The 18,597-nt window shown below is 61.9% G+C and carries 12 protein-coding genes; 7 read left to right on the top strand and 5 right to left on the bottom strand.

Annotated elements, in window-relative coordinates:
* Positions 1 to 181: 181 nt before the first annotated feature.
* From ACQK2L_RS28640 to ACQK2L_RS28630, 3 genes are all read left to right on the top strand, one after another.
* Complete coding sequence (locus tag ACQK2L_RS28640) at positions 182 to 934, top strand: metallophosphoesterase family protein (protein ID WP_425400472.1); 753 nt, start codon at positions 182 to 184, stop codon at positions 932 to 934.
* A gap of 129 nt (positions 935 to 1,063) precedes the next feature.
* Positions 1,064 to 3,409, top strand: coding sequence for a YidC/Oxa1 family insertase periplasmic-domain containing protein (locus ACQK2L_RS28635; protein ID WP_425400471.1), 2,346 nt, complete (start codon positions 1,064 to 1,066; stop codon positions 3,407 to 3,409).
* An 8-nt stretch (positions 3,410 to 3,417) separates the two neighbouring features.
* Complete coding sequence (locus ACQK2L_RS28630) at positions 3,418 to 4,746, top strand: tRNA modification GTPase (RefSeq protein WP_425400470.1); 1,329 nt, start codon at positions 3,418 to 3,420, stop codon at positions 4,744 to 4,746.
* A 12-nt stretch (positions 4,747 to 4,758) separates the two neighbouring features.
* On the opposite strand, the gene ACQK2L_RS28625 is transcribed toward ACQK2L_RS28630, so the two are convergent.
* From ACQK2L_RS28625 to ACQK2L_RS28605, 5 genes are all read right to left on the bottom strand, one after another.
* Positions 4,759 to 5,082, bottom strand: a complete 324-nt coding sequence (locus ACQK2L_RS28625) for a hypothetical protein (protein ID WP_425400469.1) — start codon at positions 5,080 to 5,082, stop codon at positions 4,759 to 4,761.
* A 46-nt stretch (positions 5,083 to 5,128) separates the two neighbouring features.
* Positions 5,129 to 5,527 (bottom strand): hypothetical protein, encoded by a 399-nt coding sequence (locus ACQK2L_RS28620; RefSeq protein WP_425400468.1) that lies wholly within the window; start codon positions 5,525 to 5,527, stop codon positions 5,129 to 5,131.
* A 592-nt stretch (positions 5,528 to 6,119) separates the two neighbouring features.
* Complete coding sequence (locus ACQK2L_RS28615; protein ID WP_425400467.1) at positions 6,120 to 7,919, bottom strand: aspartate kinase; 1,800 nt, start codon at positions 7,917 to 7,919, stop codon at positions 6,120 to 6,122.
* A gap of 81 nt (positions 7,920 to 8,000) precedes the next feature.
* Positions 8,001 to 9,230, bottom strand: a complete 1,230-nt coding sequence (locus tag ACQK2L_RS28610; RefSeq protein ID WP_425400466.1) for a cofactor-independent phosphoglycerate mutase — start codon at positions 9,228 to 9,230, stop codon at positions 8,001 to 8,003.
* 57 nt (positions 9,231 to 9,287) lie between these two features.
* Positions 9,288 to 10,580, bottom strand: a complete 1,293-nt coding sequence (locus ACQK2L_RS28605; RefSeq protein ID WP_425400465.1) for a homoserine dehydrogenase — start codon at positions 10,578 to 10,580, stop codon at positions 9,288 to 9,290.
* Between the two features lie 247 nt (positions 10,581 to 10,827).
* Here ACQK2L_RS28605 and leuS point away from each other — a divergent pair, with 247 nt between their 5' ends.
* The 4 genes from leuS (at position 10,828) to ftsH (ending at position 18,588) form a co-directional block, all read left to right on the top strand.
* A complete protein-coding gene (leuS, locus tag ACQK2L_RS28600) occupies positions 10,828 to 13,764 on the top strand; it encodes a leucine--tRNA ligase (protein ID WP_425400464.1) in 2,937 nt (978 codons plus the stop codon).
* 38 nt (positions 13,765 to 13,802) lie between these two features.
* A complete protein-coding gene (locus ACQK2L_RS28595; protein WP_425400463.1) occupies positions 13,803 to 15,098 on the top strand; it encodes a glucose-1-phosphate adenylyltransferase in 1,296 nt (431 codons plus the stop codon).
* Positions 15,099 to 15,278: 180 nt separating this feature from the next.
* A complete protein-coding gene (locus tag ACQK2L_RS28590) occupies positions 15,279 to 16,139 on the top strand; it encodes a toxin-antitoxin system YwqK family antitoxin (RefSeq protein WP_425400462.1) in 861 nt (286 codons plus the stop codon).
* A 187-nt stretch (positions 16,140 to 16,326) separates the two neighbouring features.
* Positions 16,327 to 18,588, top strand: coding sequence for an ATP-dependent zinc metalloprotease FtsH (gene ftsH, locus ACQK2L_RS28585; protein ID WP_425400461.1), 2,262 nt, complete (start codon positions 16,327 to 16,329; stop codon positions 18,586 to 18,588).
* The last annotated feature ends 9 nt before the right edge of the window (positions 18,589 to 18,597 follow it).

The raw sequence follows: 18,597 nt of genomic DNA, 5'->3' as shown, positions 1-18,597 counted from the left end.
TGAGGGTTTCGCCGAGGCTTCCGATCGACAGTCACCTGCTGGTCTGTCCCCAATGGCCGATCAAGGTTCTTGGGGTTAGGGCGAAAGCCGTTTATTCGTTATATTCACGGTTCTGTTCCGCATCGCATTGCGTCTGCGGGAAAACCAATGGTGCACCAACAGGCGCGAGGCAATACGCGTGATGAAGCGGGCGATCATCAGCGACATTCACGGAAATCTCGAGGCCCTGCAGGCTGTGCTGGACCACATCCGCAGCCAGGGGATCACCGAGGTGTTTTGCCTGGGCGACATTATTGGCTACGGGCCCAATCCATGCGAGTGCCTGGATCTGGTGATCGAGAACACCGCGGTCTGCATCCTGGGCAATCACGACCAGGGCGCTCTGTTCGACCCCGAGGGTTTTAACAGCGGCGCCGAGCGGGCCATTTTCTGGACTCGCAGCCAATTGGAAAACGGCACCGGCAGCCGCGACGCCACCGACGCCCGCTGGGATTTCCTTGGCGCGCTGCCCCGGGTGCACCGCGACGGCAACTGGCTGTACGTGCATGGTTCGGCCCGCAACCCGGTGAACGAGTACGTCTTCCCCGAAGACATTTATAACCAGAAGAAGATGGACAAGCTGTTCGGCTTGATCACGCTGGGCTGCTTCCAGGGTCACACCCACGTGCCAGGCGTGTTCACCGAGAGCCGCAACTTCGTCTCGCCCGAAGAAACCAACTACGTGTATCACGTCACCGACCAGAAGTTCATGATCAACGTCGGGTCGGTGGGCCAACCTCGCGATGGCGACAACCGTTCGTGCTACGTGGTGCAGGAGCCTCACCAGGTGACGTTCCACCGCATCGACTACGACCGCGACACCACGGCGGGGAAGATCTACGACATCCCGGATCTCGACAATTTCTTGGGCGATCGCATCAAGCAAGGCCGCTAAGCCGGGAAGGCCAAGAACTGCCTTGGCACAGCGAATCACGCGGATGGACTCGACATCTGCCCGCTGACCGCCCTCGGTTCGCGGCCCCGGCGGCACCAAACCAACTGCCCCTCACAGGACAAAACCCAAGTGGACCGGAAATACATCGCATTTTTTGCCGGGTCGTTCGCCATTATCGTGATCTGGCAGATCTTGTTCCCACCGCCAGTGCCGGTGAAGCCGAAAGATCCGGCTGCGGCCGCTGCGGGGGAGGGTGGCGATGAGAAGGACCCTGGTGACGAAGGCCAGCAGGATCCGGCCGCGGAAGAGAAGGAAGACGAAGGCGACGAGGCCGCGCCCGCTCCGCCGGTGATTGCCGCGCCGGTGGTCGACTCTCCCCATTACCTGACGCTGGGCTCGATCGCGCCGCAGGGCCCTTATCGGTTCGCTGCCACCTTCGATAGCCACGGAGCGACGATTCGCCGACTGGAACTCTCCAGCACGCGATATCGCGACTTGCATGAACGTCATGGGTTCCTGGGCCAACTTGAATTGGAGTCGAAGCCCGCGGGCGTCGAAGTGCAAGTCGTCCCGCCCGGCAGCCCCGCCGCGGATGCCAACCTCGAGCCGGGCGACCTGATCACGGCCATCACGGTCGGCACTTCCGAAGCGGTCGAAATTGGCGAAGTTGCGGATGTCGAGCGATTGCTTGAGCGGACCAGGCCGGGCCAAAGCGTCTCCATCGAGGTCACACGAAGTGGGAACAAGCAGTCGCTCACGACCACGCTGATCCGTAAGCCGCTCGACGTGATTCGCCCGGAGCAGGAGAACATCCTGCTGCACAGCAAGAAGGTGCCGGACGATTTCGAGCAGCACCCGACCTGCGAGATTTCGCTCACCTCGGTGGGGCCCAACGAGCCTGGCAAAGTGGCCCTCGCCCTGGCGAACGAGCAACTCCGCACCGGCGTGTGGGCTGTGGACGACACGCAGGCCGACCAGCTGACGTTCAGCATGGTGCTGCCGGATCTGGGCCTGGAAGTGATCAAGCGGTTTACAATCGCCGCGGTGCCCGAGGAGCAGCTCGACGACCGCGACTATCCTGGCTACCACGTCGATGTCGAGGTGTCGGTACGCAACCTGTTGCCGAGCCCGCAGACGGTGAGCTACGAACTGCAGGGCCCCAACGGCCTGCCAATCGAAGGATTCTGGTACGCCCAGAAGGTTGGGCGCGGTTGGTCGGGGTATGGCATCCGCGACGTGGTGCGGCGCACTTTTGGCAACAGCGTGAGTGACGACGCCTGCCGCAACATTGCCGACGACGACGTCAAACCTTATGGCGATGGGCAGTCGCTGGCCTACATCGGAGTCGACGCGCAGTACTTTGCCGCGGCCATGATTCCGCAAAAGATGGAAGTGGACGACCGCTGGTATACGAGCTTCGATCCAAGCCTGGGGAGCACCAAACTCGAGGCGAAGAGCAGCTATCAAGAGCGCTACCAGAACGCCAGCTTCACGCTCGAAAGCAACCCGCTCAAACTCGCGGCCGCTGGCGAGGAAGGCGACACCGCGGGTCGCAAGAACCAATTGTTCGCCGGCCCCAAACACCCCGAATTGCTCGCCGAGTACCAGTCTCCCGCCGCGCCAGCTTACTCCCTCGAAGGGTTCGTGTACTACGGCTGGTTTGGCAGTCTGGGCATTCCGCAGGCGATGGTCTCCATTCTGGCGTTCTTCTATTCCATCGTTCGCAACTACGGCCTGGCCATCATCCTGCTGACGGTCGTCGTGCGAAGCTGCATGCTGCCACTCAGCCGCAAGCAGGCCAAGAACATGGCGATGATGCAGGAACTCAAGCCGGAGATGGATCGCATCACCAGCAAGTATAAGGACGATCCCCAGGCGCGGATGAAGGCCCAGCAGGAACTGTGGGGCAAGCACAACTACAACCCAATGGGCGGTTGTTTGTTGATGTTCATCCAACTGCCAATCTTCATCGGCTTGTATCGCGCGCTGTCGGTGGACGTCGACCTCCGCGAAGCGGCGCTCATTCCTGGCATCCGGTGGTGTTCGAACCTGGCCGCGCCCGACATGCTGATGAGTTGGAGGAACTTCATCTGGCCGCAGTGGTTCCTCAATGGCGAGGGCATGTTCGCCTTGGGGCCGTACCTGAATATCCTGCCGCTGGTGACCGTGGGTCTGTTCTTGCTGCAGCAGAAGATGTTCATGCCGCCGCCAGCCGACGAGCAGCAAGAGATGATGCAAAAGGTGATGAAGTTCATGATGCTGTTCATGAGTTTCATGTTCTTCAAGGTCGCCTCGGGCTTGTGCTTGTACTTCATTGCTTCGAGCTTGTGGGGCATGGCCGAGCGAAAGTTGGTGCCCAAGCCGAACGTGAACATCCAGCCGGCCGCACCGGAGAAGGAATCCTCGCGACGCAAGAAGAGCACACCCAACGCGAGCGCCATTAAGGCGGCTAAGAACAAGAAAAAGAAACGCTAGAGCACCGCATGGACCTCGAAGACACCATCGTGGCTGTTGCCTCCGCCACCGGTGGCTCGCCGCGAGGGGTGGTGCGGATCAGCGGCCCGCGGGCGGTGGCGCTCGCGGGCGACTTGGTGGGCGGATCGCTGGCCGAAGTGACGCGCGCCACCGCGATCGAAGCTGCCATCCCGCTTGACGCGCAGCGGAAGTTGCCCGCGACGTTATTCATCTGGCCGGGCGAGCGGAGTTTCACCCGCCAGCCGACCGTCGAGATTCACACAATCGGCTCTCCGCCGCTGTTGTCGATGGTGGTCGGCCGCGCAGCGACGCTCGGCGCGCGTCTCGCGCGGCCGGGTGAGTTCACCCTGCGGGCGTTCCTGGCTGGGCGGATCGATCTGACGCAGGCCGAAGCGGTGCTCGGTGTGATCGATGCCAGCAGCGACCGCGCGCTGCACACCGCACTGGCGCAATTGGCCGGCGGCATGGCCACTCCACTGGCCGAACTGCGCGAAGAGCTGCTACTGCTGCTGGCCGACTTGGAAGCGGGGCTCGACTTCGCCGACGAGGACATCGAGTTCATCGCTCCGGAGGTGCTGGCTCAGAGACTCCAAACCGTGGCGGCCGCGATCGAGCGGCTGGTCGAGCAACTCGAAGGTCGCAGCGTGGCCGACGAGCTGCCGCGCGTGGTGCTCGCAGGCCCCGTGAACGCCGGCAAAAGCAGCCTTTATAACGCCCTGGTGCGAAAGTTCGGTCGCGTAGGCGCCAGCGAGGCGATCGAATCGCCCGAACCCGGCGCGACGCGCGACTATCTATCGGCCATTGTCACGCTCGCAGGAGTCGAGTGCACGCTCATCGACACCGCCGGCGCGGAAGTCACCGCAGGCAAAGCCTCACCGCGCTCCGCGGCGCAAACAAAGCGGCAAGAAGCGTACGACACGGCCGACCTGATCGTGCAGTGTAGCGACGAGTTGCATCCGCTTGCCGAGAGTGAAAGCGAACTACTCGTGAGAACCAAGTGCGACTTGGCGAGCGATACTAGCCATTCGCACGCCGTCGTTGCAACCAGCGCGACAATCGGCGAAGGACTCGACACCCTGGCCACCTCCATCGCCGAACGACTCACCGCCGGCCACGGCGACCTGGTCCCCAGCACCGCCGTGCGCAGCAGCGGCAGCCTGCACGCAGCCCTCGAAGCGGTAACCGCCGCCCAAACGCTAGCCGCCAGCGGCGAATCGGAAGAACTCGTAGCCACCGAACTCCGCGTGTCGCTCGACGAACTGGCGCAAGTGGCGGGCGAGGTTTACACCGACGATATTCTGGACCGGGTGTTTAGTCGGTTCTGTATTGGGAAGTGAGCTCGAGACGAACTAGCACGAATCCTCTTCTCCACCTGTGGGAATCCAACGATGCTTGCCATCGAACGTGCTACCGTGGCGTTCCTCGAAACACTTCATGCAGCAACAAGCCAACTCGTGTACCCACTCGCCGTAATCTTCCGGTAGCGGTTCGGTTCCTCCTCGCAATTGATGAGCATCAGCAAACTCGCGCGAAACATGGAATGCCGCGGCGATCTCACCTTCAAGTTCGTAGAGTAGATCTACAATCTCCAGGTTGCTTGAATCCTCTGCCAAGAGATCGGCAGAAGTCAACAGCCCGTTTTGAAGACCATGAGTAGTGCATTGGATGATCACATGCCTAATCCTTCTCAGCTATGACTGCGCGCTTGCCCAAGGTCGACTACTCGCTCCAGCGCTGAAACCACGCGTCTCCTGACGCCGAGTCAACGACTACCGTAGCACCTTCTCCATTCGCTTTTGATTCTGCGACCCAAATCGAACGGCGATGTTCAAGTCCTTTTGGTACCAAATCCGTGTCGATAAGACCAATACTCTCAACAGGTGTCTTCCAGGCTGCCTTGCCTCCGAACGGTGGCTGGTTGATCCATGATTGTGCATCCGCAGGACTCATCTGCAAATGGATCGTCTCGACGTAATCGGTTCCAAACGGACCGGTTTCGATGTGTTCACTCCCGACCACAGAACACGACGCAGGCCAAGGCAAGCCAGTTGATTGGCCCACGCGACGTTGATTGGTGTCCAGGAAATTCCAGAACACAGTGTAGAGTAGTGCCGACACTGCGATGAGCGCGGCAAGGGTTAGTACTCGTCTGGTCTTTGGTTCTCGCCGCATACTTAGAAGAGTACGTAGAGTCGTTTGCTACAGTTTGGTGAGTTTTGAAAACAGGAGGCAACAGAGAGAACAGAGAAGGTTACCATCCTCTCTGTTCCCTCTGCGCCCTCCTGTTCACAAAGTTCTGGTCAACCAATTATTCCCATTATCTTCGCCAGTAGTTGTCGTTTTCTTACACCACCTGTGGGAGAATGCGGGGTGGTCCTGAGTAAGCCCCCACCCTAGCCCTCCCCCAAACGATTTCGCGAATAAAGTATCGGCGAGTCGGAGTGCGCACGCGCGAAATCGTCCGGGGGAGGGGAACACTCGTTCGGCGGAGCGAACGGCGACTATCGGGTTTTGCCCCAACCGAAGACATGCGGGGAACAACGTGGTGGGTTTTGTCGCACCCCCCGAATGGTTCGGCCGGGAAAACAAAGGGTTTTTGAGTCTTTTGAGGACCAAAGACGTGTGGGGTTTTGGGCCAACGAATCGAGTGTTGGCCCAAAACGGACAAAACTGAGTCGTTGCTGCACCAGCGGAAATTAGTGGTAAAGCCCTAACTTTCCAGCACGTCGGCGAAGGCCTGTTTCAGCGCTTTGAGGCCGGCGTCGCCTTGGGGGGCGTCGACCACCACGTTCACCCGCATTTCGCTGGTGGAGATCATGTCGACGTTGATCCCCGCGGCGTTGAGCGCCTGGAACATGCGGGTGCCGACGCCGGTGTGGCTGCGGATGCCAACGCCGGTCACGGTGAGGATGGCGATCTTGTCGGTGCTGGAGACGGTGCCGCCGACGCGGTCGATCAGCTCCTTGACCGTGGCGGTCGCTTTTGCCAGATCGTCCTGAGGAACCGTGAAACTGAGATTGGTATGCCCTTGCTCGCCGACGCTTTGCACGATCATGTCGACCAGCACGCCTTCGCTGGCCACGGCTTCGAACACTTCGGCGGCGATGCCGGGTGTGTCGGTCACGTCGGTCAGGGCGACGCGGGCCTGGGTGGGGTCGAGTTCGATGCCGTGGATGGTGAGTTCTTCCATCTGCTGCAAGCGGTCAACCACGTCCACCGCGCTGTGCACTTTGGGCGGCGCGCTCGACTTGGTGGGCTCGCCGAAAGTCGAACGCTCGTGCGGCGGGCGATCGAGTTCGAACTCGCGATGCACGGCCCGCAGGGCGTCGGTCATGCGAGGTCGCTCGACGAGCACCGAGACTTTGATGTCGCTGGTGGTGATGGCGGTGATGTTGATGCTCTCCTCGGCGAGCGCGCGGAACATCCGGTCGGCCACGCCGCTTTGGGTGGCCATGCCGAGACCGACGATCGACACCTTGGCCACGTCGGAGTCGTGCGAAACGTCGCCGCCGCCAAGTTCGGCCACGGCCGCTTCCACGGCTTCGAGGGCGCGCTTCAGGTCGCCCTCGGGCACGGTGAAGCTGATGTCGGCGGTGCCGCCTGCGCCGACGTTCTGCACGATCATGTCGACCGCCACGTTCTTGGCCGCCAAACGCGAGAAGATGCCGAAGCTGGTACCCGGTTGGTCGGGCACGTTGCGAACGGTGATGCGGGCCTCGTCCTTGGTGAGCGCGGCGCCGCTCACCGGGCGATCGGCCGACTCGCTCTCGGGGCCGATCACGGTGCCGGGCTCGTCGGTGAACACCGCGCTGTTCTTCACGTGGATCGGCACGTTGAACTTCTTGCCGAACTCGATCGAGCGGCTGTGCATGACGCCGGCGCCGAGGCTGGCGAGTTCGAGCATTTCGTCGTGGCTTACGCGGTCCATCTTGCGGGCCTCGGCCACTTGCCGGGGATCGGTGGTGAACACGCCATCGACGTCGGTGTAGATCTCGCACTGATCGGCGCCCAGCACCGCTGCCAGGGCGACGGCCGAAGTGTCGCTGCCGCCGCGGCCGAGCGTGGTGATGTTCCAATCGTCGTCGATGCCCTGGAAGCCGCAGGCGATGACGATGTTGCCATCGTCCAAGAGCTTCTTCATCCGCTCGGTGGAGATCGAACGGATGCGGGCCTTGGTGTGCGAACTGTCGGTGCGAATACCGATCTGCCCGCCGGTCAGGCTCACCGCTTTCGCGCCGAGGTCGTGCACGGCCATGGCCATCAGGGCCACCGAGACTTGCTCGCCGGTGGAGAGCAGCATGTCCATCTCGCGGGCCGGGGGATCACCACCGCCTTGGCACACCTGGCTGGCGAGGTCGACCAGCAGGTCGGTGTTCTTGCCCATGGCGCTAACGACCATCACCACTTGGTGCCCGGCTTGTTGGGCACGAATTGCACGCCGCGCGGCGGTGCGAATCTTCTCCGCGTCCGCGACACTGGTACCACCGAACTTCTGAACAATGAGAGACATAAACGTAGAACGGAATTTATTCCGTTTGTGGTTGAGAGGGATAGTCTTTTGATCAAGCAAGGTAACGGAATCGCGTCCGTTCTACTTCTTTACGAACCATCGCATGGTGTCCCAGCCTTGGTCGAAGGCCAGGCTCGACTGGCTGGCGTTGGTGTCGCCGTAGGCGGTGAATTCGTCGGCGTCGATGCCGGTGCCGGCCATGGCCACGGGCACGTCGCCGTGCGTGTGCTTTTTGGTGCTGAGGAACGTCGGGTGGTCGGGGCTGATCATCATCCGCCAGTCGCCCCGCGCTTGGAGTGCCTCGCTCACCGGGCCGACGATTTCGCGGTCGATCGCCTCGATGGCTTTCACCTTCTCCTCGACGCGGCCTTCGTGCGACGCTTCGTCGGGAGCTTCGACGTGAACGCAGACCATATCGTACTTATCCAACGCATCGATTGCATAGCGACCCTTGGCCGTGTAGTCGGTGTCGAGGTAGCCAGTCGCACCGGGCACTTCGATGCGGTCCCAACCCACGAGCGCCGCGATACCCCGCAACAGGTCGACGGCCGTAATCATCGCCCCGCGGGGGCCATATTCTTGAGCAAAAGGCGCGAGGCTCGGCGCCCCGCCTTGGCCCCACAGCCAAACGTTAGTCGCCAGACGCCGCCCAGCCTTTCGTCGGGCGAAGTTCGCTGGATGATTGTCGAACAGCCGTGCCGAGGCGGTCATCAGTTCGTCCAGTACGTCGCTGCCTGGGCCGCGAGGAAACGCGTCGGTGATGGCCAGGTCGGTCCAGTCGTGCGGCGCTTCGGTGCGAGTCTCGGCGGTGAACGGCGCGGGCAGTTTGTCGCCTCGCCAGATGAGCAAGTTGCGATAGCTGACGCCGGGAACGAACTCCAATGCCCCGCGGAACTTCGGATCGCTGGCCACCTCTTCCTGAAGCGACTTCAACAGCGCAGTCGACTCTTCGGTCGACACATGGTCGGCGGTGAAATCGATCATCGTCTGACCATCCACCGTATCGCCGACCGTCACGACGTTGCACCGCACGGCCCAGTCGTTCGGCCCGAGCTCGATGCCCTGCGCGGCGGCTTCCATCGGCGCGCGGCCGGTGAAGTGCTCGAACGGGTTGTAACCCAGCAGGCTGAGGTTGCCGATCTCGGAGCCGGCGGGCAGTTCGTCGGGCGTATGGCACGCCCTCGCGACGACACCGGCCGCCGCGATGGCGTCCATGTTGGGCGTCGCCGCCGCTTCGAGCGGCGTCTTGCCTCCGAGCGCCTCCTGCGCCTCGTCGGCGGCTCCGTCGGGGATGATGATGATGTATTTCATGGTGAATGCAGAGTTCGGATTGCGGAACGCGGAATCAGAATACAGCCAGACTCAAACTCAGTCTCGCACCCACATCCGCACCGGTGGGCCGCTGACGCATTTCAGTGCGGCCATCGCTTCGCATGCTTTGGCAGCGGAGCCTTCGGTGGTGGCGTGGGTCATGATCACCAGCGGGATGTCGGCGCCGGGCGTCGTGGCTTCGTGTTGCAGGACCGAGGAGATCGAAATCTGCTGGTCGCCCAAGGCCTTGGTGATTTGAGCCAGCACGCCTGGGTGGTCTTCCACGTTCACTCGGATGTAGAACCGACCGCAGGCGTTGGCGTAGTCGGCGGCCGAGACGCGGGCTGGGCGGTTCGACCACAGTTCGAGCGTCTGGAAGGTGAGCTTCGTGCGACCGACGGCCGTGTCGATCATGTCGGCCACTACGGCGCTGGCCGTGGGCATCTGCCCGGCGCCGGGGCCGTAGAACATCAATCGGCCCACCGCGTCGGCGTCGACCCGCACTGCGTTGAACGGCCCGCTGACTTCCGCCATCGGACTGCCGGCCTTGAGCAGCGTGGGCGACACGTGCAGTTCGAGCCCGCCGTCCACCAGGTCGGCCACGGCCAGCAGTTTGATCTTGTAGCCCATCTCGCTGGCGAATTCGACATCCTGCACGTCCAGCGTGTCGATGCCCGTGCAGGGGATGTCGTTCCACTGCGCCCGGGCGCCGAAGGCCAGGTGCGCGAGGATCGAGAGCTTCTGCGCGGCGTCGGTTCCGTCGACATCCATCGTGGGATCGGCTTCGGCGTAGCCGAGTCGCTGGGCTTCGGCCACGGCGGCCGCGTAGTCGTCGCCGGCCTGCATCCGCGAGAGGATGAAGTTGCTGGTGCCGTTGAGGATGCCGTGCAGCGAGGTAACCTGGTTCGCGCTCAGGCACTGACCGATGTTCGCGATGATCGGAATTCCGCCGGCCACCGAGGCCTCGAACGCCACGCTGCGGCCCAACTCGCGGGCGGCGTCGAAGATCTCCGCGCCGTGCTCGGCCAAGAGCGCCTTGTTGGCGGTCACCACGTCTTTGCCCGCCTTGAGCAGCTTGAGCATGATGGTCCGCGCCGGCTCGATACCGCCGATCAATTGGGCGACGACCTCGATGTCGGGGTGGTTGATCACCTCGTCGACGCTGTCGGTCAGGATGCCATCGGGCAGGTCGCAGTCGCGGGGCTTCTTGAGGTCGCGGACCACGGCCTTCTCGAGCCACAACACCCGGCCCGCGTGCCGAGCGGTGCGGTCGCCATGGTCCAAGAGCAACTGGGCGACGCCAGTGCCCACGGTGCCGAGTCCGATGATGCCTACTTTGGTCTTTTCCACGATGGTAGCCGAGGTCTGAGGAGGGAGAATAGCCGCATGTCCAGGTGCTCGCCGATGGCCCGCGAGCAGCCTTGTATGGTAGTTGGCCCATCGCCCGAACGTCAACGGGCGCGGCGGTTTGCGCTTCGGGGGCGAACCGGTAGAATCGGTGGATTGTCGCTTACTGGATACTCTAACCGGGGTCGAGGACGACCCGGCTCGCTGCTGTTCATTCCGCATTCCGAACTCCGCCTACCGCACTCCATCCATGCCCCGATATAACCCCGCAGTGATCGAGCCCAAGTGGCAAGACTTTTGGGACCAGAACAAGACCTTCCGCTCGCCGGAGATGCCAGCCGACGGTCAGGAGAAGTTCTACGCCCTCGACATGTTTCCTTACCCCAGCGGCAACGGGCTGCATGTCGGGCATCCCGAAGGGTACACGGCGACTGACATCATGAGCCGCGCCGCGCGGATGCAGGGCAAGGCCGTGATGCACCCGATGGGGTTCGACTCGTTCGGGCTGCCGGCCGAGGAACACGCCATCAAGACCGGCGAGCATCCTCGTGTGCAGACCGAGCAGAATATCGACACGTTCCGTCGGCAGCTGAAGATGCTCGGCTTCAGCTACGACTGGGACCGCGAGATTGCCACCACCGACGTCGAGTACTTCCGCTGGACCCAGTGGATCTTCCTGCAACTGTACGACACTTGGTTTGACGAAGAGCAGCAGAAGGGCCGCTCGATTGGTGAACTTGAAGTGCCGGAGCACGTCGCCGAGATGGGGGACGACTTCGCCCGCACGTGGGTCGACGAGCAACGCCTGGCGTATCAAAGCTCGGCGCCGGTGAACTGGTGCCCCGAACTTGGCACGGTGCTGGCCAACGAGGAAGTGATCGACGGCAAGAGCGAACGCGGCGGCCACCCGGTGGTTCGCATGCCGCTGCGGCAGTGGATGCTCCGCATCACCGCCTACGCCGAGCGTTTGGAAAAGGACCTCGAACTGCTCGATTGGTCCGAAGGCATCAAGGCGCTGCAGCGAAACTGGATTGGCAGGAGCACCGGCGCGGAGGTCGACTTTCAGATTGCTGCCGGGCTCATGTCGCAAGGACAGGCGACCAACTGGGAAGAGAAGCTTCGGTTCGATGCCCAACGCCGGGAAAGCGAAGCGCAGGGCGGCGCCGTAAGCACCAAGTTGCCAATTCCCAATCAGGCCGCAGGAGGCTTCACTGACAAACCTAGCGAGGACGTTCTGCGGGTGTATACCACGCGACCCGACACGTTGTACGGGGCGACCTACATGGTGATTGCGCCCGAGCATCCTTACGTCGAGAAGCTCACGACGCCCGACAACGCTGAAGCTGTGAAGGCGTATTGTGAAGCGGCCGCGATGAAGAGCGACCGCGATCGCACGGAACTCTCCAAAGAGAAGACCGGAGTGTTTACTGGCAGCTACGCAATCAACCCGGTGAACTGCTTCTATGTGCCGATTTGGATTGCGGACTACGTGCTGAGCACCTATGGTACCGGCGCCATTATGGCCGTGCCGGCTCACGATGAGCGGGACTTCGAGTTCGCCGAGAAGTACGGTATCGAAGTCCAGGCGGTTGTCGATCCTGGAGAGAACGTATCGCCGGAACAGCGCGAGCAGATACTGGCTGGCAAGGAGGTTTACTCCGGGAAAGGGACAGCCATCAACTCGGTCATGTTCGACGGACTCGCTACCGACGAGTTCAAACCGAAGATCATCGAGATGCTTGCAAAGAATGGCACCGGTCGCGAAGCGGTGAACTACAAACTCCGCGACTGGCTCTTCAGTCGCCAGCGTTTCTGGGGCGAGCCGTTTCCGATTCTTCACGAGTTGGACGACGAAGGGAACAAGACCGGTCACGTGATCGCTGTGGACGAGTGCGAGCTGCCGGTCGACCTTCCGCACCTCGACGACTTCAAACCACACGGCCGGCCGGAGCCACCGTTGGACAAGGCGCCCGAGGAATGGCTGTACCCGGTGATCGATGGGGTGCGTTACAAGCGCGAGACGAACACCATGCCGCAGTGGGCTGGCAGTTGTTGGTACTTCTTGCGGTTCCTCGATCCCAAGAACAACAAGGCGGCCATCGACCCGGAAATCGAGAAGGCGTGGATGCCGATCGACTTGTACATCGGCGGAGCCGAGCACGCGGTGTTGCACTTGCTGTACAGTCGCTTCTGGCACAAGGTGCTCTACGACCGCGGCGTGGTGTCGACGCCCGAGCCGTTCCAGAAGCTTGTGAACCAGGGCATGATCCTCGGCGAGGTCGAGTTCACTGGTTTTAAAGATCTGGATGGAAAATGGGTCAGCGCTAAAGACGTCGGCTACGACGAAGAGAAGAACCCGATCCGCAAGAGCGACAAGTCGCAGCTTCAAGCTGTTGGCGTGGAGCCCGAAAACGCGACCAAGAAGGGCGACTCGTTTGTGCTTACCAGTGATGAGTCGATTCGTCTCGACAGCCGCGCCTTCAAGATGTCCAAGAGCCGCGGCAACGTCATCAATCCAGACGACGTGGTGAAGGAGTACGGGGCCGACTCGCTCCGCTTGTACGAAATGTTCATGGGGCCGCTCGAAGCGACCAAGCCGTGGAGCATGCAGGGCGTGTCGGGCGTGTACAACTTCCTGGGTCGCGCGTGGCGGTTGGTGGTCGACGAGCGAGCCGACGACATGGCCGTGGCCGCGAACATCACCGACGCCGAGCCAACCGATGCGCAAGCACGCACGTTGCATAAGACGATCAAAGCGGTGACCGAAGACATTGCCGCGTTGTCGTTCAATACTGCGATTGCCCGCATGATGGAGTTCGTCAACTTCTTCACCAAAGAGAAGGAGGTTCCTAAGACCTGTATCGAGCCATTCGTGCTATTGTTGTCTCCTTTCGCTCCCCACATCGCCGAAGAAATGTGGCAAGTGCTCGGCCACGCAGATACACTAGCGTATGAAACGTGGCCGGCGTTTGACGCGTCGCTCGCTCAGGACGAATCGGTCGAGATTCCCGTCCAGGTGAACGGCAAAGTCAAAGCCAAGGTGAGTGTCCCGGCCGGTGCCGACAAGGACACCACCGAGGCCGCAGCGCGCGAGGATGCCAAAGTGGCCGAATTGATCAGCGGCAAGGACTTGGTGAAGCTGATCGTCGTGCCCGGCAAGCTCGTGAATTTTGTAGTAAAGGGCTGACCCGCAGGCGTCTCAGACAGCCAGGAAGGATACAAACCATGAAAAGCATCTCGGCAGTCATTCTCGGAGGTGGACGAGGCACTCGCCTGCAGCCGCTCACCACGCATCGTTCGAAGCCGGCCGTGCCGCTAGCGGGCAAGTACCGGTTGATCGACATTCCGATCTCCAACTGCATCAATAGCGGGATTAACCGCTGTTACGTGCTCACGCAGTTTCTGTCGGTGAGCCTGCACAACCACATTCGCGGCACCTATCGGTTCGACAACTTCAGCAATGGGTTGGTCGACATCCTGGCCGCCCAGCAGACGCTGTACACCGAAGACCATTCGAGTTGGTACCAGGGCACGGCCGACGCGGTGCGAAAGAACATTCGCTACTTCACCGACCATCGCACCGAGTACGTGTTGATCCTGTCGGGCGATCAGCTTTATCGGATGGACTTCAGCGAGATGCTGAAGACGCATCAGGAGAGCGGCGCGGCCATCACCATCGCCGCCAAACCGGTGCACCGCCACGAAGCGACCGGCTTGGGCATCATGAAGGTCGATGAGTCGGGCCGTATCAACGGTTTTGTGGAGAAGCCCACCACGGATGCTCAACTGGACGAGGTGGCGATGGATCCGTCCTGGATCGACTCGCTAGGTGTTACCGCCAACGGCCGCGAGTGCATGGCCAGCATGGGTATCTACTTGTTCTCGGTCGATGTGCTGGTCGACGCCTTGGGTGCCACGTCCGATTCCGACTTTGGCAAGGAACTGCTGCCCAGGGCGATCGCCGAGCGGCGCGTGCAGTTGCATCCGTTCGACGGGTACTGGGAGGACATTGGTACGATCGGCTCGTTCTACGAGGCAAACTTGGCGCTCTGCCGCCCGGACGCGCCGTTTCACCTGGCGGAAGCGGACGCTCCGATCTACAGCCGGCCGCGGTTCCTGCCCCCCACTCGGGCGGACGGCGCCCAGATCAAAGGCAGCCTGATCGCCGACGGGTGCACGATCCACCCGGGTGCGAAGATCGAAAACAGCATCATCGGCCTGCGATGCCAGATTGGCTCGAATGTGACCATCCGCGACTCGATCGTGATGGGTGCCGACTACTTCGAGACGCCTGAACAAGTTGCCAAGAACGCCAACCAAGGCGGCACCTGGCTCGGCATCGGCGAGGGAGCCGTTGTCGAGCGGGCGATTGTCGACAAAAACTGTCGCATCGGCGCGGGCGCCAAGGTGTCGTGCAAGAGTGACAAGGACGTCGATCTCGACCTCGATTGCTGCGTCCGCGACGGCATCCTGGTCGTGCCCAAGGAGACCGTGATTCCGCCAGGCTGGATCGCGGGGTGAAAACGGTCGTCGGCTGGCCGCATAATCGCGCCAAATCTCCCAAAACCTACTAGTTGGACGCGAACGTGGACGCCTCGCAGTGCGTATGGCATATTAGAGGTTTCCGCCGCGACGCGCGAGTGGTGCGCCGCGAGTGGTCTATTCGACGCTCCTACGTCCCCATCCAAGACAAAAAGAACCATGCGTATTGTGTTATCGCGAATGATTCCCCAGGCGAGCTTTCTATCGACGCTCGCGGTTGCCTTCGTAGCCGCTTCGCTGGCGATCGCCCAAGACCCCACTGAAGACGGCACCACGGACGATACGCCCGATGTCGTTCCCCAGCAGGAAAGCGTTGCCATCGAGCCCTACAAGGGCCCGCCTATCTACCTGCCCGAGCCGACCGAGCCCCCGCCCGCGCAGCGTGTGGAGTCGAAGGAGCACATCGACTACTACGACCCAGAAACCAAGAAGCAACCCTACGTGGTTCGCAACGTGGTGCGATTCTCGGACGACAGTATCAAGAGCGATGGGGACTACAGGGAATACTACCCCGATGGAAAGGTGTTCGTCGAAGGCCAATACCGCCTGGGCGCGCCGGCTGGCGAGTGGAAGTACTATCACCCCGACGGAACCACCGTTGCGAAAGTGGTGAACTACGAAGATGGCCAACCTGAGGGCGCCGTGGACGTCTATCGCGCCGATGGCACGCTCAAGGCCAAACGCGCGTACGCCAATGGCCGCCGGCAGGGTGAGTGGACCGTTTACGGAGACGACGGAAAGCAGAAGCTGTTCGAGAGTCACTACACCGAAGGCAAGGCGGACGGCGTCTGGCAAGCCTGGTACGATAACGGGCAGCAACGCACCCAGATTCCGTTCGTCGATGGCAAGCGCGAAGGCACCGCCATCGAGTGGGACGACGAGGGCAACAAGCGCTCGGAGAGTTCGTTCAAGGAAGGTCTGCTCGAAGGCGTGATGCACGTCTGGACCAAAGATGGCCGCGAATTCGAACGCCAGTACGAGGGCGGCAAGATGGTTTCGAGCAAGGAACTGAAGAAGTAAACTCGCTCGCCGTTCCGAAAATAGTACGCAAATAGCACAAATGGGCGGAGTGGCCGGTGTACTCCCCACGCCCATCGGCGCTACAATACAGCGGCCCAGGGCAAAATTGCCTGGGCCGCATGTGTTTTTGGGCGACCTGATTGATCGCCCCCACAGCTACGCTTCAATCGCCCAGAGCCCCTGACCCATGTCGGAACAGCCCAACTCGCCTGCCCCCAAGTCCGGCGGTCCACGCCCTGCCGGCCAAAAGCCGGAGGGGAAAGGTACCGGCCGAACCGGTCCCCCACCGGGGTGGCTGTTGATCGTGCTCGTGCTGGCCAGCATCCTGCTGCTCGCCAACCCGTTTGGATCGTCGCAGTCGAAGATCACCTATCAGTTCTTCCACGAGCAAGTCGAGAAGAACAACGTCCGCACACTGGAAGTTCGCGGCCAGCAAGCGTATGGCGAGTTCCGCATCCCGCCGCTGAAGTCGGAATTGGAGGCCTCCAAGGCCAAGCAGGCCGAGAGTAGCGAGAAGCCCGAACCAGAGGAAAGCTCGCCTAGCGACCGCCCTGAAACCGACGATAAGCCGGCGGACGAGCCGGACGCGACCGAAGAAGAGTCCAAGCCAGAGAAGGACACCACAACCGAGGACGAGAAGCCCAGCGAGACGGAGAAGTCGGAGTCGACCGAAGCTCCTAAGCAGGACGATTCGGGCAAGGATGCTCCCAAAGAGGAGAAGAAGGCTGCGGAAGGCGAGAACGACGAACGACTCGACAAGGAGTTCGTCGTTACGCTGCTGAATCCTTACATCGAACATGACGTGGCGCAGTTCTGGCTCGACCACGGCGTGGATGTCCGGGCCGAAAAGCCTACCGACTACGGCACGTTGCTGTACGCGATTTGGTTTGCCGTGTTCATCGCCATGATGGTTGGCATGTGGTACTTCATGCGCCGCACGCGCGACCAGATGATGGGCGGCGGCATGCTCGGCAGCGTTACCCGCAGCCCCGCTCGACGCTACGAAAGCGGCGAAGGTCCCAAGGTGACCTTCGACGATGTCGCTGGCCTGGAAGGGGTGAAGCGCGACCTGGAGGAAGTGGTCGATTTCCTGAAAGACCCCGAGCGGTTCCAACGCCTGGGCGCCCGCGTGCCCAAGGGCGTGCTGTTGATGGGCCCGCCCGGTACCGGTAAGACGCTGTTGGCCAAAGCGGTCGCCGGCGAAGCGGGCGTGCCGTTCTTCTCGATCAGCGGTTCGGAGTTCATTCAACTGTTCGTCGGCGTCGGCGCCAGTCGCGTGCGCGACCTGTTTAAAACGGCGAAAGCCGCCGCGCCGGCCATCCTGTTCATCGACGAAATCGACGCAGTCGGCCGGCAGCGTGGCGCCGGACTCGGCGGCGGGCACGACGAGCGGGAGCAGACGCTCAACCAGATTCTCAGCGAGATGGACGGCTTCACGCCCACCACCAGCGTGATCGTGATGGCGGCCACCAACCGCCCCGACGTGCTCGATCCGGCCCTGCTGCGACCCGGACGGTTCGATCGCCACATTACGGTCGATCGCCCTTCGCTCGAAGCACGCCGAGAGCTGTTCGAAGTGCACACTCGCGAAATGCCGCTGGCCGAGGACGTCGACTTCGACCGCCTGGCGCGGGCGACCGTTGGCCTGACGGGCGCCGACCTGCGTAACCTGGCGAACGAAGCCGCCCTGTGGGCGACGCGTCACAACAAGAACAATGTGAGCATGGACGACTTCGAGTTTGCCCGCGACAAGGTGCTGATGGGCGCGCCGCGCGACGACGTGCTTACCGAAGAAGAAAAACGCATTACCGCCTACCACGAGGCGGGGCACACCGTCGTGGCGTGGAAAGTGCCCGGCAACGACCGCGTGCACAAAGTGACCATCATCCCCCGCGGCCGCGCGCTGGGCGTCACGCAGCTCGTGCCGGAAGCGGATCGGCACAACATGAGCGAGTCGGCCATGTACGCCATGCTGGCCATGGCGCTCGGCGGTCGCACGGCCGAGAAGATGATGTTCGACGAATACAGCGCTGGTGCGGAGAACGACCTGAAGCGCGCCACCGAACTCGCCCGAAGGATGGTCACGCTGTGGGGCATGAGCGAACGGCTCGGTCCCGTGGCGTTCCAGCAAAGCGGCGATAACCCGTTCCTCGGTCGCGAGATTGTCCAGGAGCATCGCCACTATAGTGAGCACACCGCTCAGATTATCGACGAGGAAGTGGCCAAGATCTTGCACTCCGCCGCCGACCGCGCGAAACGCTGCCTGGCGGAGTACCACGATCAACTCGTGGAGTTGTCCGAAGCGTTGTTGGATCGCGAAGTGCTGGACGAGGACGAAATCGGAGACATCCTCGGCGATTCGCCCAACAGCAGCAAAGGCGCCGAGCGGACCGTCGAGATTCAACCCCCTACGCCCGCCGCTTCGACCACTTCCCGCGAAAAGTCTTAACCCCACCAA

The sequence above is a fragment of the Aeoliella sp. genome (assembly GCF_965227375.1).
Taxonomy (GTDB): Bacteria; Planctomycetota; Planctomycetia; order Pirellulales; family Lacipirellulaceae; genus Aeoliella.
The sequence above is the reverse complement of the archived record's forward strand: the minus strand, read 5'-3'. Positions and strand labels throughout refer to the sequence as shown.